21 protein-coding genes and 1 pseudogene are annotated in these 25,354 nt (G+C 63.8%); 11 read left to right on the forward strand and 11 right to left on the reverse strand.

From position 1 onward, the window contains the following. Positions 1 to 47: 47 nt before the first annotated feature. A complete protein-coding gene (locus tag CY652_RS09085) occupies positions 48 to 305 on the forward strand; it encodes a helix-turn-helix domain-containing protein (protein WP_102130387.1) in 258 nt (85 codons plus the stop codon). 345 nt (positions 306 to 650) lie between these two features. Next, positions 651 to 1,064 carry a PPC domain-containing DNA-binding protein gene (locus tag CY652_RS09095; RefSeq protein WP_102130389.1) on the forward strand — a complete coding sequence of 138 codons (414 nt, stop codon included), beginning with the start codon at positions 651 to 653 and terminating at the stop codon, positions 1,062 to 1,064. A gap of 53 nt (positions 1,065 to 1,117) precedes the next feature. Here the strand turns inward: CY652_RS09095 and CY652_RS09100 are convergent, their stop codons facing one another. After that, a complete protein-coding gene (locus CY652_RS09100) occupies positions 1,118 to 2,065 on the reverse strand; it encodes a LysR family transcriptional regulator (RefSeq protein ID WP_102130390.1) in 948 nt (315 codons plus the stop codon). 157 nt (positions 2,066 to 2,222) lie between these two features. On the opposite strand from CY652_RS09100, the gene CY652_RS09105 reads away from it, so the two are divergent. Then, positions 2,223 to 3,524, forward strand: coding sequence for an MFS transporter (locus tag CY652_RS09105; protein WP_258002246.1), 1,302 nt, complete (start codon positions 2,223 to 2,225; stop codon positions 3,522 to 3,524). Positions 3,525 to 3,593: 69 nt separating this feature from the next. Then, positions 3,594 to 5,090 (forward strand): M81 family metallopeptidase, encoded by a 1,497-nt coding sequence (locus tag CY652_RS09110; protein ID WP_102130392.1) that lies wholly within the window; start codon positions 3,594 to 3,596, stop codon positions 5,088 to 5,090. Positions 5,091 to 5,269: 179 nt separating this feature from the next. On the opposite strand, the gene CY652_RS09115 is transcribed toward CY652_RS09110, so the two are convergent. Together CY652_RS09115 and CY652_RS09120 are read right to left on the reverse strand one after the other, a co-directional pair. Further along, the gene (locus CY652_RS09115) at positions 5,270 to 6,052 is read right to left on the reverse strand and encodes an ABC transporter permease (protein WP_102130393.1); all 783 of its coding nucleotides are present in this window, start codon (positions 6,050 to 6,052) and stop codon (positions 5,270 to 5,272) included. 11 nt (positions 6,053 to 6,063) lie between these two features. Further along, positions 6,064 to 6,861: an ABC transporter ATP-binding protein gene (locus CY652_RS09120; protein WP_374703640.1), complete on the reverse strand. Its 798-nt coding sequence runs from the start codon at positions 6,859 to 6,861 to the stop codon at positions 6,064 to 6,066. Between the two features lie 842 nt (positions 6,862 to 7,703). Here CY652_RS09120 and CY652_RS09125 point away from each other — a divergent pair. Both CY652_RS09125 and CY652_RS09130 read left to right on the forward strand, forming a co-directional pair. Then, a complete protein-coding gene (locus tag CY652_RS09125) occupies positions 7,704 to 8,798 on the forward strand; it encodes an ABC transporter substrate-binding protein (protein WP_258002247.1) in 1,095 nt (364 codons plus the stop codon). A gap of 30 nt (positions 8,799 to 8,828) precedes the next feature. Next, complete coding sequence (locus tag CY652_RS09130) at positions 8,829 to 10,157, forward strand: acyl-CoA thioester hydrolase/BAAT C-terminal domain-containing protein (protein ID WP_102130394.1); 1,329 nt, start codon at positions 8,829 to 8,831, stop codon at positions 10,155 to 10,157. 915 nt (positions 10,158 to 11,072) lie between these two features. Here CY652_RS09130 and CY652_RS09135 read toward each other — a convergent pair. The 3 genes from CY652_RS09135 to CY652_RS09145 are packed head-to-tail and all read right to left on the reverse strand — an operon-like array spanning position 11,073 to position 15,278. Continuing rightward, a complete protein-coding gene (locus CY652_RS09135; protein WP_102130395.1) occupies positions 11,073 to 12,527 on the reverse strand; it encodes an efflux transporter outer membrane subunit in 1,455 nt (484 codons plus the stop codon). Further along, positions 12,524 to 13,705 (reverse strand): HlyD family secretion protein, encoded by a 1,182-nt coding sequence (locus CY652_RS09140; protein ID WP_102130511.1) that lies wholly within the window; start codon positions 13,703 to 13,705, stop codon positions 12,524 to 12,526. The genes CY652_RS09135 and CY652_RS09140 overlap by 4 nt, the downstream gene beginning before the upstream one ends. A 16-nt stretch (positions 13,706 to 13,721) precedes the next feature. After that, positions 13,722 to 15,278: an MFS transporter gene (locus tag CY652_RS09145; RefSeq protein ID WP_102130396.1), complete on the reverse strand. Its 1,557-nt coding sequence runs from the start codon at positions 15,276 to 15,278 to the stop codon at positions 13,722 to 13,724. Positions 15,279 to 15,412: 134 nt separating this feature from the next. Here CY652_RS09145 and CY652_RS09150 point away from each other — a divergent pair, with 134 nt between their 5' ends. Beyond that, complete coding sequence (locus CY652_RS09150; protein ID WP_146010050.1) at positions 15,413 to 16,195, forward strand: IclR family transcriptional regulator; 783 nt, start codon at positions 15,413 to 15,415, stop codon at positions 16,193 to 16,195. Positions 16,196 to 16,366: 171 nt separating this feature from the next. Here the strand turns inward: CY652_RS09150 and CY652_RS09155 are convergent. After that, positions 16,367 to 17,497 (reverse strand): annotated as a pseudogene (locus CY652_RS09155) (IS3 family transposase). 134 nt (positions 17,498 to 17,631) lie between these two features. Here CY652_RS09155 and CY652_RS09160 point away from each other — a divergent pair. From CY652_RS09160 to CY652_RS09165, 3 genes are all read left to right on the forward strand, one after another. Beyond that, positions 17,632 to 18,018 (forward strand): MFS transporter, encoded by a 387-nt coding sequence (locus CY652_RS09160; protein WP_146010051.1) that lies wholly within the window; start codon positions 17,632 to 17,634, stop codon positions 18,016 to 18,018. Positions 18,019 to 18,835: 817 nt separating this feature from the next. Further along, positions 18,836 to 19,021: a hypothetical protein gene (locus CY652_RS23920; RefSeq protein ID WP_146010052.1), complete on the forward strand. Its 186-nt coding sequence runs from the start codon at positions 18,836 to 18,838 to the stop codon at positions 19,019 to 19,021. A 227-nt stretch (positions 19,022 to 19,248) separates the two neighbouring features. Continuing rightward, on the forward strand, positions 19,249 to 20,778 hold the full coding sequence (locus CY652_RS09165; RefSeq protein WP_102130399.1) for a helix-turn-helix transcriptional regulator: 1,530 nt from the start codon (positions 19,249 to 19,251) through the stop codon (positions 20,776 to 20,778). Between the two features lie 73 nt (positions 20,779 to 20,851). On the opposite strand, the gene CY652_RS09170 is transcribed toward CY652_RS09165, so the two are convergent. Further along, complete coding sequence (locus CY652_RS09170) at positions 20,852 to 21,040, reverse strand: CsbD family protein (protein ID WP_102130400.1); 189 nt, start codon at positions 21,038 to 21,040, stop codon at positions 20,852 to 20,854. Between the two features lie 298 nt (positions 21,041 to 21,338). Here CY652_RS09170 and CY652_RS09175 point away from each other — a divergent pair, with 298 nt between their 5' ends. Continuing rightward, on the forward strand, positions 21,339 to 22,016 hold the full coding sequence (locus CY652_RS09175; protein WP_102130401.1) for a sensor histidine kinase: 678 nt from the start codon (positions 21,339 to 21,341) through the stop codon (positions 22,014 to 22,016). 40 nt (positions 22,017 to 22,056) lie between these two features. Here the strand turns inward: CY652_RS09175 and CY652_RS09180 are convergent, their stop codons facing one another. The 3 genes from CY652_RS09180 to CY652_RS09190 all read right to left on the reverse strand — a co-directional run bounded on the left by CY652_RS09180 (position 22,057) and on the right by CY652_RS09190 (position 24,979). Beyond that, the gene (locus CY652_RS09180) at positions 22,057 to 23,136 is read right to left on the reverse strand and encodes a zinc-binding metallopeptidase family protein (RefSeq protein WP_102130402.1); all 1,080 of its coding nucleotides are present in this window, start codon (positions 23,134 to 23,136) and stop codon (positions 22,057 to 22,059) included. Between the two features lie 88 nt (positions 23,137 to 23,224). Then, a complete protein-coding gene (locus CY652_RS09185; RefSeq protein ID WP_102130403.1) occupies positions 23,225 to 23,680 on the reverse strand; it encodes a hemerythrin domain-containing protein in 456 nt (151 codons plus the stop codon). A gap of 117 nt (positions 23,681 to 23,797) precedes the next feature. Continuing rightward, a complete protein-coding gene (locus CY652_RS09190) occupies positions 23,798 to 24,979 on the reverse strand; it encodes an AI-2E family transporter (protein WP_102130512.1) in 1,182 nt (393 codons plus the stop codon). Positions 24,980 to 25,354: the final 375 nt, after the last annotated feature.

A 25,354-nucleotide genomic window follows, 5' to 3' on the forward strand; every position in this document is an offset into this window, starting at 1 on the left:
TATTATACGCATTCAGTATATTACGTATACCCATTTAGAATCCAGCCATGGTCCACCCTATCCACGATCCCCGCTATCAGCGCATTGCCGATCTGCTTGCGGAATTGCGCAAGGAACGCGGCCTGCTGCAACAGGACGTGGCGGATCGGCTTGGCCGGCCACAGGCTTTTGTGTCGAAAGTCGAGAGCGGTCTGCGTCGTCTCGACCTGATCGAATTGATGGATTTTCTGGCGGCGCTCGACGTCGATCCGCAGGAGTTCATGGATCACATCGTTTCGTTGTCCACGGGACCGAAACGCCGCTGATGCCGGGCGCGCCGCGCTATCGCGCGACCGGCCCGCGATGGCGCGCGCGAACCCGCCGAAGCACGCCTCGCATCGCGGGATCGACACCGACGACCCGGGCAGAAAATCGGCCGAACTGATCCGCCGCGCACACGGGCACCGACTCACGACGGCGCCGCTCCGGCGCCGCATAATCCGGAAAGGTTTCCACCACCATCCGCCGTTTGTCCTGCAACAGTCCGGCCCGGCGAACGGTCGACGACGACGCATCCCGATGGAGGTTTTCGGTGCGTAAAAAAGAATCGACGGGAATCGGTCCGAATCGGCGGTAACGGCAGTAACCTGCATTCCGGAGGCGCACCGAACATGCAACCCCATCCTTTACGCCTTTCCCCCGGCGACGACTTGCGCGTCGCAATCGAAAACCTGCCGCGTCGGCGCGGCCTGGACGCCGCGTTCGTCCTCCAGGGCATCGGCAGCCTGAGCGGCGCCAACCTGCGATTCGCCGGCGTCGAAGCGCCGACCGTGCTGCACGGCGACCTCGAAATACTGACGCTGGCCGGGTCGGTCTCTCCCGACGGCGCTCATCTGCACATGAGCGTTTCCGACGCGCGCGGCCAGGTGTTCGGCGGCCACGTCGCGCGCGGATGCACGGTCCGCACGACGGCAGAACTGCTGCTCGTCCTGCTTCCCGGACATCGCTTCTCCCGCGAACCCGACCCGGGTACCGGGTTCATGGAACTCGTGGTTAGGCGCCGATCGGACGACGGCACGGCGTGACTTATCAGGAACCGGATCGCACGGATCGCGGCGCCCGCCTCCCTCTTCTTCTTTCAGGCGCCGACCGCCGGGTCCGCGTCCGCGGGCACGCCGGCGTCGAACATCGGCATCCGCTCGAGCGTCCAGCGCAACAGCGCGTCGGCGGCGGCCGACAGCGGCCGGCCCGAGTGCACCAATACGCGCGCCTTCGCGGATAGAAACAGCGGGTGCTCGACGCGCAGCGCGACCATCTCGCCCGACTCGACCTCGCACCGCGCGCCGAAGGCGCCGATCAGCGTCGCCCCGTTCCCGCAGCGCACGAAGCGCTTGAGCACCGCGAGCGAATTCGTCGTCAAGGTCGGGCGAATCTGCAGATTGTCCGTGTACGCGAGCATCTGCACGATCTGGCCGAGCCCGTACGACGGCGGCATCAGCGCCAGCGGACAGGCCAGCATCTCCGCGATGCTCACCGGCGTGCCGCGTCGTGCGAGCGGATGGTCGTGGCGCACGAGCATCACGACCGGCTGCGCGGCGCTCGCGCGGAACTCGACGTGCGCGTGGGCCGGCGGGTTGTACGCGAGACCGAGATGCGCGCGGCCTTCGGCGACCTCGCCCACTACGTCGTTGACCGGCAGCACGTCGACGCTCACCTCGAGCCTCGGATAGCGCGCACAGAAACCGGCCAGCACGTCGTCCACCAGCGGGTCGACGTAGCCTTCGCTCGCGGCCACGCGGACGTAGCCCAGTTGCAGGCCGTTGAGCGCCTGGAGACGGCTTTCGAACTGTTCCTGCTGCGCATGGCAGGCCTGCCAGAATTCGTCCAGATGGCGGGCGGCCTCGGTCGGCGTCATGCCGCGCGCGCGGCGCTCGAACAGCGTCGCGCCGATTTCGTCCTCGAGCAGGCGGATCTGGCGGGCGATCACCGAAACGGCCGTATTCAGGCTGTCCGCCGCGCCGCGAATCGAGCCGTGCGTCAGCACCTCGTGGAAATAACGCAGACGCCGCTGATTGATTTCCCGCATTTCCTTACGCCCCCATGACGACCGCGCCGGCAACCGCCAGCAGCGTTGCCCAAAAAGCAACTTTACCGAATCACAGTTGCTCTTGCTCTCCACTTATTGGCTGCCGAGGATGGCCCGAACCGTTGCAGTCTTCCCACCCCTTTCGTGGAGATTGTCCGTGCCCGCCGCCTATCCCGACTCCCTCAGCACCGGCCGCCTCGCGACCGTCTACGGACAGATCAACTGGCGCATCCTGCCGTTTCTCACGATCTGCTACCTGTTCGCCTGCCTCGACCGGCTGAACATCGGCTTCGCCAAGCTCCAGATGCAGAACGCGCTCGGGCTGTCCGACGCGGTGTACGGGCTCGGCGCGGGCATCTTCTTCCTCGGCTACATGCTGTTCGAAATTCCGAGCAACCTGCTGCTGCCGAAGGTCGGCGCGCGCCGCACGATCGGCCGGATTCTCGTGCTGTGGGGCCTCACGTCCGCCGCGATGATGTTCGTGCACAACGTCGCCACCTACTACGCCCTGCGCTTCCTGCTCGGCGTGTTCGAGGCCGGCTTCGCGCCGGGGATGATCTTCTATCTGACGTACTGGTACGGCGAGGCGCGGATGGCGCGCGCGATCGCGATCGTGATGCTGGCCGGCCCGCTGTCCGGCGTGGTCGGCGGGCCGCTGTCCGCGTGGTCGATGACCGCGTTCGCCGGCACGCTCGGCCTTGCCGGCTGGCAGTGGATGTTCGTGATCGAGGGGCTGCCCTGCGTGCTGCTCGGCATCGCCGCCTGGTGGATCCTCGTCGACCGGCCGGAGGACGCGAACTGGCTCGACGCCGACGGGCGGCGCGCGCTCGCCGCGAGCCGGGGCAAGCCGCGCGCGCCGCACCATTCGTTCGCGCAGGTGCTGCGCGACCCGCGCGTGTGCCTGATGGGGTTCGCCTATTTCTGTGTGATCTGCGGCATCTACACCGTCAACTTCTGGCTGCCGAGCATCCTGAAGGCCGACGGCGTGACGAGCACGATGGAGATCGGCCTGTATTCGACGATCCCGTACCTCGTGTCGATCGTCGGCATGATCGCGTTCGGGCGCAGTTCCGACCGGCGCGGCGAGCGGCGCTGGCACAGCGCGCTGCCCGCGCTCGTCGGCGCCGCCACGCTCGCGCTGGCGGCCGCGGCGAGCGGCCATCTCGTGGCGTCGCTCACGTGCATGACCGTCGCGACCGCCGCGATGTGGATCGCCTACACCGTGTTCTGGGCGATGCCGTCCGACTATCTGAAGGGCGACGCCGCGGCCGGCGGCATCGCGCTGATCAACACGATCGGCCTGTTCGGCGGCTTCCTGAGCCCGACGATCATCGGCTGGGCGCGCACCGCGACCGGCAGCATGGCCGCCGGGCTGTACGTGATGGTCGGGCTGCTCGTCGTCGGCGCGGTACTGCTGTTCTCGATCCGCCTGCCGGCCGCGGCGCGCCCCGCGAACTGAATTTCCCCGCGCGCCGCACGACTTTGCGCTACGCGAGCGGCCGCCGCTCTACCGAGGAGGACAGACCCGTTGGCCAAGACCATCCTGATCGCCGGTTTTCAGCATGAGACCAATACGTTCGCGCCGTCGAAAGCGACGTACGAGAATTTCGTCCGCGGCGAAGGCCATCCGGCGCTGCCGCGCGGCGCAGCCGTGCTCGCGCTGCGCGACGTGAACCTGCCGCTCGGCGGCTTCGTCCGCGCGGCCGAGGCCGCCGGCCATACGTTACGGCCGGTGCTGTGGGCCGGCGCGAGCCCGTCGGCCCACGTCACGAAGGACGCCTACGAGCGCATCGCCGGCGAGATCGTCGCGGCCGCGCGGCAAGGCGGCTTCGACGCGATCTACCTGGACCTGCACGGCGCGATGGTCGCCGAGCACGTCGACGACGGCGAAGGCGAACTGCTCGAACGTCTGCGCGCCGTGGTCGGCCCGTCGATTCCCGTCGTCGCCTCGCTCGACCTGCACGCGAACGTGACCGAGCGAATGCTCGACCATGCGGATGCGCTGGTCGCCTATCGCACCTACCCGCACGTCGACATGGCCGCCACCGGCGAGCGCGCGGCCGCGCTGCTCGACCGGCTGCTCGCGTCTCCCCGGCCGCTCGCCAGGGCCTCGCGACGGCTGCCGTTCCTCATCCCGATCAACGGCATGTGCACGCTGCTCGAACCCGCCCGCTCGATGTACGACGCCCTCGACGCGCTTGAGGACGACGCCGTGCTGTCGCTGTCGTTCGCGCCGGGCTTTCCGGCCGCGGATTTTCCGGAGTGCGGCCCCGTGCTGTGGGGCTACGGCGAGGACGCGACGCTCGTCGAGCGCGCGGTCGGCACGCTCTACGAGCGGATGCTGCGCGACGAAGCGCAATGGCAGGTGCCGTTCCTCGCGCCCGACGATGCGGTCGCGGAGGCGGTCCGCATCGGCGCGCGCGCGACGCGGCCCGTCGTGATCGCGGACACCCAGGACAACCCCGGCGCCGGCGCCGATTCGAACACGACCGGCATGTTGCGCGCATTGCTGCGCCACGAAGTCGAAGACGCGGCGCTCGGCCTGCTGTGGGACCCCGAAGCCGCCGCGCAGGCGCATGCGGCCGGCGTCGGCGCGACGGTCGAGCTGACGCTCGGCGGACGCTCCGGCGTGCCGGGCGACGCGCCGTTCGCGGGCCGCTTCGAGGTGCTCGCGCTGTCCGACGGACGCTGCCGCTACGACGGCCCGATGATGCACGGCATGGAGGCGGCGTTCGGGCCGTCCGCGTGCCTGAAGATCGGCGGCGTGCGCGTCGCGGTGTCGTCGACGAAGGCGCAGATGCTCGAACGCAACCTGTACAGGATGGTCGGCATCGAACCGGAAGCGATGAAGATCCTCGTGAACAAGAGCTCCGTGCACTTTCGCGCGGACTTCGAGCCGATCGCGCATGCGGTGCTCGTCGCGAAAGCGCCCGGGCCGATGCTCGCGGACCCAGCCGACTTGCCGTGGAAGCGGCTCGCGCCGGGTATCCGGCTGCGGCCGGTCGGCGAGGCGTTCGCGGGTTGAAGGCGCGGGCCGCGGCGCGGTTGCGGCTGTACGCTGGACTGTGTCTCTACCCGAATCAGTCGTTTTCGACGGCCGGAAAAACAAAAACCCCGCAAAAGCCGCGACTCTACGGGGTTTCACCACCATGTCTCCAGCGGAGACGGAAGAAGACCATATCCCCGTCCTGCCGGACGGCCCGCTCAGTCGCCGCCTGTCACAGCGCCGTCGCGCCGCTCCCAGAACACGACGCGACGCTGCACGATGCGTACGAGCTGTGCGCCGCCAACGCCGATCGCGGCCAGCAGCAAGGCGCCCGCGAACATCGTCGCGACGTTCATATTCACCGACGCCGAGCTGATCAGATAGCCGAGCCCCCGTTGCGACGACAGGAACTCGCCGACGACCGAGCCGATCAGCGCGAGCGACACGCCGATCTGCAGTCCGCTGAAGATTTCGGGCGCGGCGCCCGGCAGCTTCACATGGAAAAACAGGAAAGTCCGCGATGCCGAGAACGCGCGGCACGCATCGAGCAGATCGGGGTCCGCGCGCTTCAGGCCGTTGACCGTGTTCACGAACATCGGAAAGAAACAGACCAGCACGACAAGCACGACCTTCGACTCGATGCCGTAGCCGCACCAGACGAGAATGACCGGCCCGAGCGCAACCTTCGGCATCGCCTGCAGACCGGCGAGCAGCGGGAACACGAAGCGCTCGAACACGCTCGACTCCGCGAGCAGCGCGCCCGCCGCCACGGCCAGCGCGCTGCCGATCGCATAGCCGAGCACCGTCTCCTCGAGCGTCGCGCCGATGTGCGGCCACAGCGTCCCGTCGGCGAAACCGTTCGCGAGCGCATGCCAGACCGCAAGCGGCGCCGGCAGCACGTAGTCCGGAATCGCAAACAGCACGACGGCCGCCTGCCAGCAGGCGATCGCTACCGCAAGGCTCGCGAGCGGAGAGAGCACCGCCGGTACCGCCCCGCGCATTCGCCGCCCCGTCACTGGAAATGCCTCCGTAAATGCGCGCATGCGTCGACGAACGCGACGTCGCTCATCGTGCCCGCATCGCGCGGACGCGGCAGCGGCACCGCGAGTTCGTCGACGATGCGGCCCGGCCGCGCCGACATCACGAGCACGCGGTCAGAAAGAAACACGGCCTCCGGAATGCTGTGCGTGATGAACAGCACCGACTTGCGCTGGGCCAGCCAGATTCGCTGCAATTCGAGCGTCAGTCGCTCGCGCGTCAGTGCGTCCAGCGCGGCGAACGGCTCGTCCATCAGCAGCAGTTCCGGGTCGTGCAGCAGCATCCGCGCGATGCCGACGCGCTGCTGCATGCCGCCCGACAGTTCCGCCGGATAGTTCTGCACAAACGCGTCGAGCCCGACGAGTTGCAGCAGCTCGTGAGCGCGGCGGCGCGCTTCCTCCATCGGCAAGCCCAGCGTGCGCGCGGGCAACAGCACGTTGTCGAGCACGTTGCGCCACGGCAGCAGGTTCGGCTTCTGGAACGCGACGCCCACCCGACGGCCCGGCTTCGCGAGCGGCACGCCGCCGATGCTCGCGCGCCCCGACGTCGGCGCAACCAGCGCTGCCGCGACTTTCAGCAACGTGGACTTACCGCAGCCGGACGGTCCCAGCAACGCGACGAACTCGCCGGCGTCGATGCGCAGATTCACGTCGACGAGCGCGTCGATCGTACCGGTGCGCGTCCGATAGCGCACCGAGATGCGATCGGCCTGAAATGCGCTGGCCGGCGCGTCCGGCATATCCGGCCCGCCCGCCCCCTCCGCCACGCTCATCGTCCGTCCGCCTTCGTGAGCGGCTCACCTATCCACATTGAAGCAATCATGTGCGCATGGTAGAGAGGCCTCGATCTTTTGATAACGAAGAAAACGGACAAACGATGTACGCGATCGGGATAGCGTGAGCCGCCCAGTCAGCGAGGCATCGGTCTCGAAGGCCCATGCCGCATCGGGCGGATGCGCGTAAACGCGTTCGCCTGCACGACGACCCCGAGCGCATCGGCATTGTCCTGCGCGGCTCGTGCAACGTCATGCGCGACCGCGAACGCATGCACCCGGCCCGCAATCGCTCCCGCCCCCGGCACGATGGCCGGCCCGCGCCGGGTCGAGCACGGCGTCGCCGGTTCCGGACGACTCCACCGTCGCCGTCGGACGCGTCGCGACCAGAACCCGCGAGCGCGGCGATCGACATAGGCCGGCATGCGTCGGTGAGCTCATCACGTCAGCCCCGGCAGCAATAAGCTATCTAATATTCCCGATTTGCGATTCGCCGTGCGAACCCTAGACTGGCGGTTTTCCGTTGCCGGACGGGCATGCCCGATCCGTGCGTCCCGAGCCGATCCACCTCGCCCGCCGTGAAAAAATCCGTCCGCCTGAATGCCCTGCCGATGCACCGCGTCGCGCATCTCGCGCCTGGCCAATGGAGGACAAACGGCGAAGCGCGCCGTCGATTACCGGACGCTCGCGTACCGGACCGGCCTCGCACGACGGCGACGAGCCGGACACGTGCTGCAACAGGCTCTTTTCCGCCGTTGCCCGGCTACCGGGCAATCCTTCGGACGCGACGTATCGCAACGTCGCGCGCCGCCCCCGTTTCCGTTCATCGCCGAGGAGTGACATTGCAGACTTACCCGGTACGCCGCGCGCTCAACGCCGTCGCGGCAACCTTAGCGCTAACCGGCGCGTTGCTCGCGCAGCCCGCCTTCGCCGCCGATACCGTCACCGTCGCGCTCGCGATTCCGCCGACCGTCACCGACGGCGGCATCTGGTCGATCGGCAACGAGCTGGGCATCTGGAAGAAGGAAAATCTCGACGTCAGGACGCTGACCTTCGACGGTGCCGGCGCGCTGGTGCCGCAAGTGGCGTCCGGACACGTGACGATCGGCCTGCCGGTGGTCGATCCGATCCTCGCATCCTACGCAGCCGGGCGGACCGATCTGCCGGTCCGCTATTTCTACAACGCGACGCCCGCCTACACGATGGAGTTCGCCGTGCTCGCCGGCTCGCCGATCAAAACGCTCGCGGACCTGAAAGGCAAGAAGATCGGCGTCGGCGCGCTGACGTGGGGCACGATTCCGAGCACGCGCGCCGTGCTCAGGGAAGCGGGTCTCGCGCAAGGCGATTACGACATCCTGCCGGTCGGCGTGCTGGGCCCGGGCTTCCATGCGCTGATCACCGGCCAGATCGACGCGCTGAACTACAACAGTAGCTGGCACGACATGCTCGAACTGTCAGGCACGCCGCTGCGGCGCATCGTTTATCCGGGCATCTTCGGCCAGATGAATGCAAACGGCTTCATCGCGAACACCGCGGCATTGCAGGCGAATCCGGGCTTGTACGCGCGGTTCGGGCGGGCCTACACCGAAGCGCAGGTCGCGTGCGCGGCGAACGTCCAGCTATGCGTGGAGTCGTTCTGGCGCCAGCATCCGGAAGCGAAGCCGACCGCCGGCGACCCCGCGACCAACCTGAAGAACGCCGAAGAACTGGTGCAGCGCCGGCTCGCGCGCGTCATGTTCGATCCGTCCGGACACGAACGCACGCCGGGCGAATTCGATCTCGCCATCATCCGCCAGTTCGTCGCGCGGATGGCCGCCGACGGCGAATTCGCGTCGACTCGCGTACCGGTCGACGCGCTGTTCACCAACGAACTCGTGCCGCAATTCCGCCAATTCGACGAGAACGCGATTCGCGCCGAAGCGCGCGCCGCGCATTGATCGCCCCGCTTAACGCACAAGGACACTTTCATGACGACCGTTGCGCAACCCGCCCTGACCGTCGAACCCGCACGCGCGCTGATCGACGTGCCGCGCACCGTCCGCCTCGCGCATTTCCCGTCCGGCCCGGTCCGGATCGACGCCACGCTCGCGCATGCCGACGGCAGCATCTGGCGCAGTCACGCGAACTTCGTGGTCGGCGCCGACGGATCGCTCGATCTCGCGCATGCCGTTCCGGCGGAAGGCAGCCGTTATCGGCACGCGTCGGCGAGCGGCCTGATCTGGTCGCTCGCGCTGGAAGCCGGCCAGGAAGCGGTGCGCGCCGACGAAACGATCGACACGCGCACGATCGAGCTGCGCGCGAGCGGCGCGCACGGCGCGAGCGCATCGGCACAGCTCGTGCAGGAGATCGTCGCGGACGGCGTCTCGCGCGAAGCGATCCACGCGGACGGTCTGGTCGGCACGCTGTTCCGCCCCGCCGGTGCGGGACCGCATCCGGTCGCGATCGTGCTGAACGGTTCGGGCGGCGGCATCAACGAGGCCCGCGCGGCGCTGCTGGCCGCGCACGGCTATGCGGGCTTCGCGCTAGGCTATTTCAATGCGCCGGGGCTGCCGGGCTACATCTCGTCCACGCCGCTCGAATACTTCGCGAAGGCGCTCGCGTGGACGCGCGAACATCTGGCTCCCCAACACGGCTTCGTCGCGGTGCTCGGGCATTCGCGCGGCGCGGAGCTTGCATTGCTGCTCGGCACGACGTATCGCGACGACATCTCCGCGGTGATCGGCTACGTGCCGAGTTCGGTGCTGAACGGCACGCTGCGCGCGGGCAGGCCGGGCGAACACCCGGCGTCGCCCGCGTGGACGCTCGACGGCAAGCCGCTGCCCATCGTCTGGAACGACAATCGCACGGCAGACTGGTCGGCATTCGATAGCAAGGCATCGCCGGTACGGCAGGCGCCGTCGTTCGTCTCCGCGTTGCGCGATCCGGACGCGGTACAGCGCGCGCGCATTCCGGTCGAAAAAATCGCAGGGCCGGTGCTGCTGCTGTCGGGCACCGACGACGGATTCTGGCCGTCGTCCGACATGGCCGACAGCATCGTCGAACAGTTGCGCGCCGCCGGGCATCCGCATGCGGTCGCGCATCTGCGCTACGACGGCGCCGGGCACGCGATCCAGTTTCCGTTCGTGCCGACGACGCGGATCGTGAAGCCGCATGCGGTCGCGAAAGTGGACCTGACCGGCGGCGGCACGCCGGAAGCGAATGCGCAGGCGAACGAGGATTCGTGGCCGCGCGTGATTGCGTTCCTCGATACGGCGGTTGCCGCGCGCGCGGCGCCGCGCTCGACGGCACCGATCTGACGGGAATTACAATTAATCAGAGTCGAATCGTTATTGCAGAAATGACCTGGCTTAGCGCGACGTGGGCGTGATGCAAAAAACGACAGGTTGTAATCGCGGATCTTTTTACAGCTTGCAAGTTGCCCGCACTAGCGTATCATAGGGTTTGTACCTAGGCATTAATACCTAGAAACCAACCCTGAAGGGAACGCCATGAAAGCAACCACGACTCTCCCGGCCTCGAACAACAGCCTGTGGGCAACCATCCGTCGCGAACTGCGTCTTGCGTGGCAACTGCACCTGTACATTTGCTCGATTCAGGCCGAGTCTTTTCGCCGGTAAAGACGCGCCGGAAAAAGCGGTAAACCGCCGTTTAGTGCCGCGTGGTCCAGCGGCAACGATGCGGCACTGTGCCGGGTCGCCCGGTCTGCGGCGTCGCGCTCGGGCGGATTATTCAGAAAGAGCCTGGCTCGCATCTGAACCGGCATGTAAAGCGGTAACACACGCCTCGCGGTACGGCCGGGGACTGTAGCCGCCGGCCAACCGGTCCGCGGCGTTGCGAGACGAATGGCCAAAGTCGCGGATTTCGACGTCGCGTGCATAGGCGAAGGACAGCCCCGGGTTCACTTCGCGGCAGCCATCATATTCCGCGGAAACGGCCGGCCCGGTCAGCGGCTGGCCGTTTCGGCACGGGATTTCGATGCAGTCGAAGGCATTACCAAAGCGGGCGGTGTTCGAGATTCTCCAGTCTCCCCGCTGCCCGTAACGTCGAGCTGCATGCCGAAATTATTGCGCTTTCCCGCCTCTATATAGACCGTCGACACGGCGTTGGCACAAGTCCCGGCTTGCGGCAAACGTCTCCCCTGGCTGTTGCCGATCGCAAATCATTGCCAGGTCGGTAGCTTCGCCAGATTGAACGAGGTCTGTACGACTCGATCAGCCCGCGATTGACCACCCGCCGCCAAGCGCCTTGTACAGTGCGACGAGATTCTCGCGCAGTGCCATGTCCGTCTGCGCGAGACTGTCTTCGCCCGCCAGCAGCGCACCTTGCGCAATATCCACGTCGAGAAAGCTCGAACTTCCCTGTTCGTAGCGTTGCGTCGCCGCCGTCAACGCATCGCGCTCGTGGCTGACCGCCTCGGCAAGCGCGTCGCGGCGCTGCTGGGCGTTGCCGTAGGCCGTCATGGCGTTATCGACGTCGCGCCACGCCTGCAACACGGTCTTCTGATACTCGATGGCAGCTTCGCGTTGCTGCGCGCGGCGCAGCTTCAACATACCGCGCAGCCGTCCGCCTTCGAAGATCGGAATCTCGATCGAAGGGCCGACCGAAAACGTCCGGCTCGCGAGACTGAAGAGATTCCCCGCTTGCAGGCTTTCGGTGCCCATGCTGCCGGTCAGGCTGATGTCGGGATAGAACGAGGCAACGGCCACGCCCGTTTCGGCGGTCGCGCGGTGCAGCCGCGCCTCGGCCTCGCGAATGTCGGGGCGCCGGCGCAGCAGATCCGACGGCAACCCCGCGGGCACGCGGGGCGGCAACAGCGGTAGAGCGCGCGCCGGCGCGAGCTCGCCTTCGAGCGCGCGCGGCGGCTCGGCCAGCAATAGGCCGATTGCGTCGATGGCCTGCTGCTCTGCGGTATGCAGTTCCGGCAGCAGCGCGGCGATCGAGTCGCGCCGCGCCTTCGCGCGCGAAACGTCGAGCGTGCTGCCCACGCCGTTGGCGTACTGGTTTTCGACGAGCGCAAGCGCGTGTGTCGCGGTATCGAGGCTGCGTGTCGCGATGGCTTCGCGCGCCTGGGCACCGCGCAAGGTCATGTAGTCGGCGGCCAGCTCCGCGAGCGCCTCGAGCGCCACGCCGCGGCGTGCTTCGACCGCTTCGTCGGTGCCCGCGTCGGCGGCCTCCACCGACCGGCGTACCCGCCCGAAAAGATCGAGCTCCCATGACGCCGAGAGTCCATCGCTCCAGTCGTCGTACTCGAGCGGCGAGCCAGGCGGACGCGAGACGAGCGTCGCCGCCCCGGTCGAACTCACCCGGTCGTGCGCTTCGGCAACCGATGCGTCGACTTGCGGCATGCCGGCGGAGCCCGTCACCTGGCGCGCCGCCTGCGCCTCGATCACCCGTTCGCTCGCGCTCGCGAGGTCGAGATTCTGGCGCACGAGGCGTTGTACGAGGCTGTCGAGAACCGGATCGTTGAAGCTCGCCCACCACGTCGGATCGATGTCGTCGTGCGTGACTTCGCTCGTGCCGTCGCCGGGCGTGACGTGCCATACGGAAGGCGCGGACGGCGTGGGACGCTCGAACTGCGGACCGACCGTGCAGCCGGTGAGCAGCAGGCCGACGGAACACGCGAGACGGCACGCATGGGCCTGCATGAAGCGCGTCATCATGCTCATGCCCCCGCGGCGGCAACGCCGGACGCCGCGACGGGCGAGGAAGTCCCGACGGCGGCGCTCGCGTGATACGTATCGCGCAACTGGCCGACCACGTCGGCAAAGTTGGTGTGCACCGTGGTTTCCACCGACATGCCGAGCCTCAGCAAGCCGACGTCCGGTTGATTGGGCGCGAACACGATCTTCACCGGCAGGCGCTGCACGATCTTCGTAAAGTTGCCGGTGGCGTTATCGGGCGCAATCGGCTCGAATACGGCGCCCGTTGCGGGCGGAATGCTGTCGACGATGCCGTCGAGGTCGATGTCGTACGCATCCACCCGCACGCGCACGTGCTGGCCGGGCATCATGTGCTTCAGCGCCACCTCGCGGTACTGCGCCTCGACATACATGCCCCGCGCGGGCACGAGCGCCATCAGCGCCGTGCCCGGGCTCACATAGTTGCCGGCCTCGACGGCGCGCTCGCCTACATAGCCGTCCATCGGCGCGACGATGCGCGTGTAGCTCAGGTTCAACTGCGCCTGCTGCAGTGCGGCCTCGTCGGCATGCACAGTGGCTTCGGCGGCTGCCTGCTGCGCCTTGAGCAGATCCCACTGATGACGAGCGGCACGCACTGCGGCCTGCGCCTGCTCGAGCTGCGCCATCTGTTCGCGCAATGTCGCGTCGGCCGCTTGCGTGTCCTGCTTCGAGCCCGAGCCGAATGCGGCGAGATTGCTATAACGCGTGGCGTTTGCCCTCGCGAGATCGAGGCGCGCCTCGATCTGCCGGACCTGCGCGTCGTTTTGCGAGATCACGTCCGGCTGGCGTTGCACGGAAGCGGCCGCGTCGTCCACCTGGGCGCGGTCCCTGTCGAGTTGCGATTGCGCACGCTCGACGGCAGTGCGGTAGTCGCGGTCGTCCAGCGTAGCGAGCAACTGGCCCGCATGCACGGGCTGGTTATCGTCGACGAGGACCGTCTCGATCTGTCCGGCGACGCGCGGCGCGACAGTGGTGTAGTGCGCAGTGATGCGCGCGTCGTCGGTCGAAACATCGGAGCTGGGAACATAGACGATCCAGCATACGACGGCGACGAACGCCACGATGACGGCAATGCCGATGAGCAGCGGCCAGCGGCTCTTGCGCCGCGCGGCTTCGTGATGAGCGCCGTGAGGCGCGTGTGCGGGCGCGCCGGAAGGTTGGGGCATATCGTTCATAAACGGATCAGGTCGAGGACTTTTTCAACAGGGCGATACGGGGAGGCCAGGTGCGCTGCGGCAGAACCAGCAGCACGGCGAACACGACGGCGGCGAGCGCGGCCAGCAGGAGATAGTCGTCGCTGATGACCATCGTGGCGCGCTGCACGTCGATCGCGTGGCTGAACGCCGAAAGGCTGCCGGCTGCGCGCTGCGCGCCATCGGGCAGTAGCGGCGGCAGGTGCCGGGGATCGATGCCGCTCGCCTCTATGACGCTGAAGCGGCGCGTGCCGGCGCTTTCGAGCAAACGGGTGGCGTGGAGTTGGCCGCGAAAGTGCGCCATCAACTCGAGGATGCAGAGACCAACCACCTCGCTCAGTCCGCGCGGCATGTTGACGAGCGGGGAGGCGAACGGCCCTTCCGGCGGCGCCACGACATTAGTGGCCATCATCAGCAGCGAGAGGACGACGCAAGCCTGTCCGAAGCCGGAAATGGCCTGCCACAGATAGAATTGCTCGCGGCTCCACGTCGAATCGAGCATGCTCGACCCGACGCAGGCCGCGATCAGGCAAAGCAGCCCAAGGCCATTGATCCAGCGGCTGTCCACCCACTCAAGGTCCAGCACCTTCACGAGCAGCGGCAGGAAGACGAGCTGCAGCGCGGCGACCTCAGCCATCAGGGAATACGTCTGCAGCGGCCGGAAGCCCTGAACTTCGATGAGGTACTCGGACGGCACCGTGGATGCCGACATGCCGATGATCACGAAGCTGAAGAGCGTGACGACGCCATAAGCGAAGTTGCGGCGCTTCAGCAATTGCGGCTTGAAGAGCGGCAATTCCTGTTTCCACTCGTTCACGACCAGCAAGGGAATGGCGACCGCGCTGATGAGCGCCAGCGTGCAGATGAGCTTTGAGTTGAACCAGTCGAGCCGGCTGCCGTGCTGGAGCATCGTGGTGAGTGCGCCGAGACCGACCACGACGAGCAGCGTTCCGGGCCAGTCGTATTTGCGCAGACGCTCGTAATGCGGCGGGTCCTGGGGCATGCCGTACCAGACGCACAGCGCCGCGAGCGTGCACATTGGGATGGCCTCGAAGAACACGAAACGCCAGCCCACCACGTCGGTCCACAGCGCCGATACGGCGGCGCTCAGGTTCGGAAAGAAGGTCGCGGTCAACGCATAGCACGAGAGCCCATAGAGACGGATGTTGGGCGTCAGATACTTCAACGCGGTGGTCATCAGGAGCGGAATCGTCAGGCCTTCCGCGAGACCCTGCACGGCGCGCAACACGAGAAAGCAGGTCACGTCCGGCGCGAACGGAATCAACGCGGTCGAAACCAGGTTGAGCGCGATGGCGAACAACACTGTCCGCCGCAGCGTCACGGCGGCGGACCACCAGGGCGAGATCGCCATGCCGATTACCATTCCCGACAGATACAGGCTTTCGATCCAGATGCCGGTGTCGTGGCCGATGCCGAGGGCGCCGCGCACGTCCACCATCGCGTTCGATCCGACCAGATCGTTGAATTCGGCCGACATCGCTGCCACGATGACGCCGGCTAGACCAATCAGCGGTTTCTTGTCCAAAATCTGTTCCTTCAGGCAGCGTTAGCAGCGGCCGGAACGCGCTGCGCCGTCCGGCCGGGTCAGATCAACCCACAATTCGATGCAATGTATCACAATGCGGTTAATGCTGCTGTCGTCTTATCCGAGTGGAGTTCATGGTTAAAAAAAGCACGGACAACAAGGCCCCCTCCGAGGAGCGTGCGGACGATGCGCGCTCCGGCATCCAGGTTATCCGGCGCGCGGTCACGGTGCTGCGCATGCTCGCCGGACGAGGTCAGAACGGCCTGTCGCTTGGTGAAATCGCCGCTGGCGTGAACCTGCCGCGCTCGACCGTGCAGCGCATCGTCGGCGCACTGGAGGAGGAAGGGATGGCGGCGCAAGCCATGTCGGGAGGCTTCTGCCTCGGGCCGACGGTGGGCGTGCTTGCGCGCGGGATGGGTGCCGATCCTGTTGACGCATTCCACAGCGAGATGACGGAACTGCATGCCACGCTCAACGAATCGGTGATCCTCAACACGATCGCCGATGGCCGCGTCCTGGTGCTAGAGGTGCTGAGTTCGACGAAGCCGCTGCGCGTGGTGCTGCCGAAGGTGCTCGAAGTGGATTTGCTGACGAGCGCGCCAGGCAAGGCGATCCTCGCCATCCTCGCGGAAGATGTGCGCGAGGCGGCCATCGCTGCGGCAGGCAGCCCCTTCGACCGCACTGACCTCCTGGCCGAACTGGAGGAGACCCGCCGGGCGGGCTACGCGATCGAAGAAGATGTGCCCTATGAAGGTATTTCGGCCTTGGCTATCGCGTTGCCGATGGCTGGCAAGCCCTATGCGATCACGGTGGCACTGCCTACGGGCCGCTTTGCTGCGGAGCGAGCCGTGATCGCGGACGCGCTGCTTGCAAGCGCCGCGACGTTGGCGAGGCGGCTTTCGGGCATGCGCAATTGAACCGGGCACATGGGACGCCGGCGCTCTGCCCGACTCTGTCGCGTCAGGGCGTTGAGGCAAGGAATAGGACTAGACGCGGCCTCATTCGAGGCAATACCGCCAGAACATTTACTGATGGACCAAAAAAGAAAAAGCCCCGTAGAACCTGGATTCTACGGGGCTTTGTTGACCTTACCCCGCCGAGTACACCATTCGTAAGTTAGTGGTCTCGCCGGTTTTCGGTTGATGCAGTTGCCGGAATTGGTCCGGCGCCAGTTGCTCCAGGGCACGATGCGGTCGCACCGAGTTGTAGTCCGTGCGCCACGCTTCGATTCGCGTACGTGCATCGTCGAGACTGACGAACGCATGCTGGTTCAGACATTCTTCGCACAGTCGGCCGTTGAAGCTCTCGATGTGCGCGTTTTCCACCGGCTTACCCGGACGGATGAACTGCAGCTTGACGCCATGTTCGTGCGCCCATGCGTCAAGCGCCTTGCTGACGAACTCCGGCCCGTTATCAACCTGAATCAGGTTCGGGCATCGCCCCCGCTGACGCAGTTGCTCCAGCACGCGCGCTACGCGAGCACCCGTCAACGAGAAGTCGACCTCGATGTGCGGACACTCACGATTCCATGCGTCGATGAGGGGCAATATAGCGAATGCGTCGTCCATGCACCAGCGCATCAGCAACAAAGTCCATCGCCCAGCTTTCGTCTGCGCCGTTGGGCGTCGGCATGACCACACGCAGATGACTCGGGCGCTTCTTTCGCCGTTTCAGACGAAGCGACAGGCCTTCTGCGCGGTACAGCCGCTCAGTGCGATTGTGGTGCTGGACCAGCCCCTCCCGATGTAGCAAGACATGCAGGCGGGGCGAGCCAAACCGTGGCCGCTCCTGTGCCAGCTCGCGCAGCCGTTGCCGGACTTCGCGGTCGGCGTCAGGCGACACCGGCCGCCGGAATGTCCGGCGATTCAGGCCAACGAGCGCGCACGCCCGGCGCTCCGAATAGTCGTGCTGTTCAATCACCTGCTGCACGACTTCCCGACGCTGCGCGGGCGAACTCACTTTTTTCCGGGAACGTCCTTCAAAACCTGGATGTCCAGCGCCTGGTCCGCGACCAGCCGCTTGAGACGCTGATTTTCCTCTTCCAGTTGCCGCAATCGGCGTGCTTCCGGCACATCCATGCCGCCGTAGCAGCTACGCCAGTTGTAGAACGTCGCATCCGATATGCCGTACTTGCGGCACAGGTCTGCGACCTTCATGCCCGCATCGGCCTCCTTCAGCACCCCGATAATCTGTTCTTCGCTACACCGCGACTTCTTCATGACAAGGTCTCTCCTGCGACCTTGCCACTAACTTTACCGTGGGATACTTCAGAGGGGAAAGGTCACTCGTCTTTTTCGTTCGCTATGAAGACAGGCTCGCGAAGCACGGTGGGGCACCTCTCATCGACAGTTCCTTGTTCCACGACAGCCGTTTCATGATCGGCGTCGTTACGGTCTTCCTGCTCTATTCGGTGATCGCATCGTTCTTCTCGCTGACGATGTTCCTTCAACCCGGACTCGGTCTCTCACCCTTCGCAGCAGGGCTCGTCTTTACGCCGACTGCACCGTTCTTCTTCACAGGTTCTCTTGTCGGGCCGAAGATTGCTGGCCACATCGGCAATACGGCGCCCCTGACCGGCGCAGCGATCTTTGCGGCGAGCATTGCGCTTACCGCGATTGCCGGTGCATTCGAACCGCACTGCACGCCGCCGCTGATCGTCTCGCTGATACTCAACGGGTTCGGTCAGGAACTCGTCATTCCACTTGCGACTAACGTTAGGCACTTCTATTTCGCGTCATGACGAAGAGGCTGCGCACTCTCGATCCATTCACATTCACAACCCTGCGCTTTGAAACAGCCACACTACTTTTTTCCCGTGCTGCTTTGACAACGTGTCAGTCGGTAATCTTTTCACCACCAAGTAAATGCCGATCCTTCGAGCACCATGGCCGGAGTCGCCATGACGGGCATAGCCTCGTGGAGCACGAGGAACGCAATCCCCCCACAAGCGGCACGCGAAAGAACTGTGCCAACACGCACGATGCTTCACCGCCCCGACGCGGCAGGGAGCAATATCGTGGTGCACTCCTCCATCGTGAAACACTCCAAGTCTACTTTGATAACCATGAGGTGTGGATTCCTCCTTGAAGCAATATATGCCGCACGTCGTACTCTGTTCATATTCGAAATGAACGATTCTTCTGGGGTCAACCCGGGACCGAGTGCCTGCATCACCTCAAAGGACACGCTTCCCACTCTCAGAACCTGATTGTCCAAGATGGCGAAGGAAAATATTTTCCATTTTTCTATAATCCTGGGCCTTGAAATATGAAATTTACTAAGCATATTTTTAATTACCATATAAAGGAAATTAGCGACATTCCTCTATAATTTATTTTCATATTCAATTAAGCGAAAGAGATCCCCGCACTACGGCATCAGTACAAAAAATACTAGCCTGCGTGCTATCCGGGATATCCATATGGAAAAGGGAAAATCCGTGACGAAACTACCAGGCGAAATCATTCAATTCGATCTATTCGGAACAAGGCTTTGCATTCAGGATCTGAATTGCAGCATCGCGCTGCAGATTTACATACATACGAAAGGAGATATCGATGAGTACGATTCACAAACCCGGCGATGCCGGAGAGTTACCCAGCACGGAGAATCCGGGCCAGCCCGGTCGGATCCCGGATATGGCCCCCGGCAGGAATGCCCCGGTTCAAACGCCGGAGCCCGATAAGGACGCTCCCGGTCACATCAAACCCGAGCCGGGTCAGGGCACACCGGAAAACAACTGACACTGGGATACGCCGTAACGGCTAACAACCGACTGGACGCTCCCGAGGCGTCCAGTCTTTCTCCTCTTCAGTCCGTCAGTCTCCGCACCGACAATGACACACTGCCCGGGGGCTAGCCCACGCCCAGGACACCGAATGGTGCCGGCAATCTTGTCATCGGATGCCACCGTTTACGACTGACATGAGAAACTGCATTGGAGATCGGTACAACAACAGGTAATACGCCCATGGACTCCGCATCCAGCAAGCCTCAAGTCGACAGGCGGCAGCTACAGCAAATCGTTGCCGGACTCACCGAAGGAATCGTCCTGAGCGACCCCGACGGTACGATCGCCTGGGCTAACGAAACAGCGCTGTCGATTCACGGCGTCGAAACTCTCGCGGATTGCGGCGGTAACGTCGCCGGTTATCAGGAACGCTTTACGCTGAAGTACCGCAATAATCACCCGCTGCAGCCCGAGCAATATCCGCTGGCACGCGTGCTGGGCGGCGAGGTGTTTCACGACATGATCGTCGAAGTGACCAAACCAGCGGACGACGCGTTTCGGCGCATCCACCAGATCCGTAGCCTGGTGTTGACCGATGCATCCGACGAGCCGCAGTCTCTGGTGCTCGTGATTCAGGACGTCACCGAACGTTTTACCGCCGAGGAGCGCTTCGAGAAAACATTCAACGCGAATCCGGCACCCGCCGTCATCTGCCGGATTTCCGATCTGCGGTACGTGAAAGTCAACCAGGGCTTCCTCGAAATGACCGGCTACGCACGCGACGAAATCGTCGGCCGCCCGGCTTATGAATTCGACGTGCTGGAGGGTGCGGAAAGGCGCGATCAGGCAATCGGATATCTGAACGAGGGCCGCACGATCCCGCAGATGGAAAGCGTGCTGCACATCGCAGACGGCGGCAGCAAGTTCGTGATTGTGGCGGGCCAGCCGATTGAGATAGGCGACGAAAACTGCATGCTTTTCACGTTCATGGATCTTGAGCCGAGGCGAAAGGTCGAAGCCGCATTGCGGCAGACCGAAGAACGCTTTTCCAAGGCGTTTCGCCTCGCTCCCGTGCCGATGACGGTCAGCTCGCTGGACGACATGCTGTTTCTCGACGTCAACGACGCTTTCGTCTCCGCGACCGGCTACGAAGCAGAAGAAGTGATTGCCCGCGATCCATCGGCGTCGGGACTGTGGGCGGACCGCGCCGCGTTCGATCATTTCCGGAAGACCGTGGAATCCGCCGGCAGCATCCGCAACGTCGACATGAAATTGCGCACGAAAAGCGGAGACACGCTCGACTGCCTGGTGTCCGCCGAGACCGTGACGATCCACGAGCGGTGCTGCCTGCTGTGCGTGCTACAGGACATCACCGAACGCAAACGCACGGAGAGCGAGCTGATCGCGGCCATCGAAACGGTGATGCAGGATACATCATGGTTCAGCCGAACCGTGATCGAAAAGCTGGCCGAGATCCGCCACCCCGCTCGCGCGGACGAGCCAAGTGCCGTGCTGGCGGACCTCAGCCCGCGAGAACTCGAAGTGCTGAGCCTGATATGCCAGGGCTGCGACGATGCAAAGATCGCGGAAACGCTGCATCTGTCGCGCAACACCGTGCGCAATTACGTTGCGGCCGTCTATAGCAAGATCGGCGTCAACCGCCGCTCGGCGGCCATCATCTGGGCTCGCGACCGCGGCATCGAGCGCTACAGCCAGGCGGATACGCTGCAACGTCTTCGGCGCAAACCACGTGGACCGGGCCAAACGTAGACCGCACTCCTCATGCCCCGCCAGGCGACGCGGCGCTGCACGAACGCGACCGTGTCCGCGCAGCGCAAAGACGTCAGTCGTCCTTGTTCAGCTTGTCGCGCAGTTTGTCCTTCGCTTCGCCAACGTTGCGCTGCACCGTGCCGGTCGCTTTCTCAATCTTGCCTTCCGCTTCGGTTTTCCGATTGCCCGTTACCTTTCCAGCGACCTCCTTGATCGAGCCTTTGATCTCTTTCGCCGCGCCCTTGATGCGATTATTGTCCATGATTGCTCTCCATTCGATAAAGAGGAAGCCCATGCCATGGCGGCAGGGACAAGCCCAGTCTAGCGAAGCGGCAAGCCTTGCGACAGAGTCAGATATACCGGGTGAATCGGTGTCCCTGTCACGAACACCACACCCGTATCGTCTCTAATCGGACTGCGTGATCTGCACTCAAAATAACTTGCGTCGTTAGCCAGTATGGCAGCACCAGGTCGAACGGTACACGAGCATCTATCCAGCGTGCGGAACGGGCGATACAGTGGCCACCTCGGGTAGCCCATCGCGTCGCGCTGGTCGCCTCATGCCGGCACTCCTCTCTTTTGCCATGAACCCACCATCTGATCATCGCCCGGATTTCGCGAAAATTCCACAAGACGAAGCCCAGTCGGTGCAGGCGTTGCAACTGCGAGAGGTTCATCACCGCATGCGCAACAGTCTTCACCTGATTGCCTGTACGCTGCAGCTCCAGTCGCGCCAATCCGGCAATGCCGAAACGAGACACGCGCTCGATATCGCGGCACGACGCATCGATAGCGTCGCGCGAGTCCACGAACATCTTTACGGTAACGGACTGCGCACCGGCCAGCTCGCGAGAACCTATGTATCGAGCCTGCTCCAGGACCTGCAAGGGGCGTTGCTGGACCCTGCGAGCCCACGCACGTTATGCCTCGCGCCGGGCGAAGCGTTCTCGCTCGATAGCGACGCCCTCCTCTCGCTCGGCTCCATCGTGACGGAGCTGGTGACCAACGCGGTCAAGTACAGTGCGGGCCGCGTCCGTGTGGCGCTGGCGTGGGGCGCGGGTCGCGTCGAGATCCTCGTCGAAGATGAAGGAAGCGGATTCCCGCCGGGTTTCGATCCTGCTCGCGACGCCGGTTTCGGTCTTCGACTCGTGCATCATCTGTGCACCGCGTCGGGCGGCACCCTGACGATCGACACGAAGGCGGGGCACGGCAGCGCCAAAGCAGTACTGGTTCATTAGGACATCACCGCGCGAAACGGATGGCGCACTACTGTCGCGCTCAGGAACCGGCCTTCGGCGGCGGCTCCCCGTGTGACGCCGCAACCACCTCATGCACGAAACGCAGCTTGTCGATGATCGTGGAGGCCAGTGTGAACGGATAGGCGTCCGGCATGCCCATACTCCGGTTCAGGCTGTTGAGCGCATACGTCAACGGAAACCACCGGCCGATGAGACTGGCAAAACTCGCCTCCTCGACCGAAGTCTGATCGGATAGCTGCGGCAGCGACGTATCGACGGGCGCGAGCACGAGGCCGCACGCGGTGGCGGTGTCGAGCGTATCGAAGATGTGCAGGTAATGCGCCCAGGTCTCGGCCCAGTCTTCCCACGGGTGCATCGTGGCGTACTCGCTGATGTACGAACTTTCCCAATCGTCTGGTGAACCGTTCGCGTAATGCGCGTCGAGCGCCGCCTGATAGTCGGCCCGCTCGTCGCCGAACAGCTTGCGAAACGGTTCGATCCAGCCTGTGTCGTTCACGAGCCGGTCGAAATAATAATGGCCGATTTCGTGACGGAAATGCCCAAGCAGAGTCCGGTACGGTTCGCCGAGTTCGGATCGCACACGCTCTCGCGCCGCGTCGTCGGCCTCCGCCAGATTGACCGTAATCACGCCATCCGCGTGACCGGTCATGATGGGCTCAGCCTCGGTCGATTCCTTGAACACGAAGCTCATGCCTCGCCCCGGCTCCGGTCCCTGCGGTTCAACCGGCAGCCCGAGCATCAACAGCGTGTACAGCAATCGCCGCTTGGCCGTCTCCAGTTTGTACCAGAGCACTTGATTGCCCGGTTCGGTCAGATCGGGAATCACCTGGGTAAGCGAGCATGCGGCGCAGAGAGCCGAACTGGAGTCGGCCGGGATCATCCAGTTGCAGACGTTTTCGACCACATAGTTGTGGCATTGCCGATAGGTCTGGTCGAGCGCATCGGCATGCAGACTGCGCCACAAACCCTCGCCTGCGGGTTCGAATGCACTGATTTCGCCGATCTCTGGCACGTAACCGAGCAGCGATCCGCAATGCTCGCAGGTCACGTTCTCGAAGAACACCGGTTGGGAACACTTTGCACAGTGGAATGTTTTCATGATGCAGCCCTCAACGGTTCTGGTTTCGCGGCCGTTGCCCGCTCCTTTCGTCTGCCCGAAATCGTCACGGGATGGCTGCACAACGGTGTTATTCGTTCAACAGCGTTCCCCGCATCTTCCCGTATTCCCTGCGATATTGACGGGCAAGCTTCGCTTTGGACGCGTCGCTCAGGATCTTGCCGGAAATCTGGAAGAATATTTTCTCCTCCTCTTTCAGGTGCTCGTGCAATTCTCCGGACAATTTCTTCAATGTACTCATCCAGCCGCGTGCACTACGGTCCCGGCCTCTCAGATCAGCAACGATCTCGTCCATTTTGTGATGATCGGCAAGCGCGTCGCGTGCCGGGAACAGACCACGATCGTCCATCAGAATTGGCACATATAGATAGCGTTCTTCCGCTGCCTCATGTGCGCCGAGTTCGACCCTCAGCGTCGTAAACAATTGGTCTCGCCGTTCATCAGGGCGGGACAGCATCAATTGCCGGATCAAGGTACGCTGGATTGCGTGGCTCTGCCTCAGTGCATCGAAAATCGTTTCTGTCATAGACACCTCCGCGCGTGCAGATCAATCGATGTGAGTCAGGGCGCCCAGATTTTCGTTCCATATATACGGGTGTTTCGCGATAGCGTGTCTGCACACCGTACGGCCGTCCCGACTCGCTTACCGTGTAAACGGCTGCTCTGTGCGCGGTAGCTGCTGCCGGTACGCTCTCAAGTCACGTTCGTTGCCCTCGCCGTCTTCATCGTCGTCTGGAATCGGGGTGTCCGCATCATGTGTCGAAGACATCGGCTGCACGTCTTCGGAAAGCGAGATATCCCAGCAAGAAACGAACAGCGCGGCGACCAGCGGCCCAATGACGAAACCATTGATGCCGAAGACGGACATCCCGCCCACCGTCGAAATCAGGATGACCCAGTCGGGCAGTCTCGTATCCTTGCCGACGAGAATCGGCCTCAATATATTATCGACCGCACCGATGACCAGCGTGCAGAAAAGCGCCAGCACAATGGCCTTCCACAACGGCCCGGCGAGCAAAAAATAAACTGCGGCCGGCACCCAGACCAGCGCCGAACCAACGGCTGGCAGCAATGAAAGAAAGGCCATCAGGGTTCCCCATAGCAGAGCTCCTTTAATGTCGAGGCACAGGAACGCCAGCCCACCCAACGCGCCCTGCACGGCGGCGACGGCGATATTGCCTTTCACAGTCGCCCGAACGACCGTCGCAAAACGACTCAGCAGCTTTTGCTTGTGAGCGTCGTCCAGCGGAATAGCCTGCCGAATCTTGCGTGAAAGCGGCACACCGTCGCGCAGAAGGAAGAAGACCAGGTAAAGCATGATGCCGAAACCGACCGTAAACTGTAGCGTGTTCTGACCGATGATCACCGCCTGCGTGCCGATCAACTGGCTCAGTTTCGCCGCACCTTCGGTAAGTTTCGCCTGCAGGCCCGCCATGTCCCCCACGCCCAGGTTAGCCAGTCCGCGCTGCGCGAAGGCCGGAAGCGAGTGAACCCCTTTCTCGAAAAGCAGCGCAAAGTTCCATTGACCGCTCTTTATCTGCTCGTAGGCAAACGCCGTCTCCTGCGCCAGGGTTCCTGCGATCAAGACCAGTGGAAGAATGACGATCACCACGCACAACACAAGCGTTACGAGCGCTGCCAGGTTGGAACGGTTGTCGAACCGCGCAGTTAAGCGCCGTTGCAACGGCTGAAAAATGACAGCGAGAATCACGCCCCAGAAGAGCGCGCTGAAAAATGGCAGCAGTATCCAGACCAGTGCAGCCGACACCACGCACAGGAGAAAATGAAAAGCCGTCCGGTTCCGCTTTCCGTTCACGCCATTCATCATGGGAGGACACCCCGTTTTCAATCGCCCGGAAGCACGTGCCACCGCGACTGGAAGAAAAAATCCAGGATTCGCATTTTCGGCTTTGCCCGTGCCTGGTACATTCCACCCGGCCGGGCGACACGCGAATATCAAGCCAACATGCACAATTTATTGGTAGAAGAGCGGTCTCGCCAGATATTTCTATACCGGTTTGACTAGTTCTTCCTTACTGGTCAGGTTCGCCCATGCTTGTATCCCGTGAATCAGTAGCGCCTCGATTTTTTCTTCTTAAGTTCGTACTCCACAGTACGCCACGTTCCCGAACCCGGACGATGTAACTCGCTTGCCGGCAAACACCTGTCTTCGTACAGATCCTCGATACATGATTGCGGA

This window comes from Burkholderia sp. WAC0059 (genome assembly GCF_002870125.1).
Classification (GTDB): Bacteria; Pseudomonadota; Gammaproteobacteria; order Burkholderiales; family Burkholderiaceae; genus Paraburkholderia.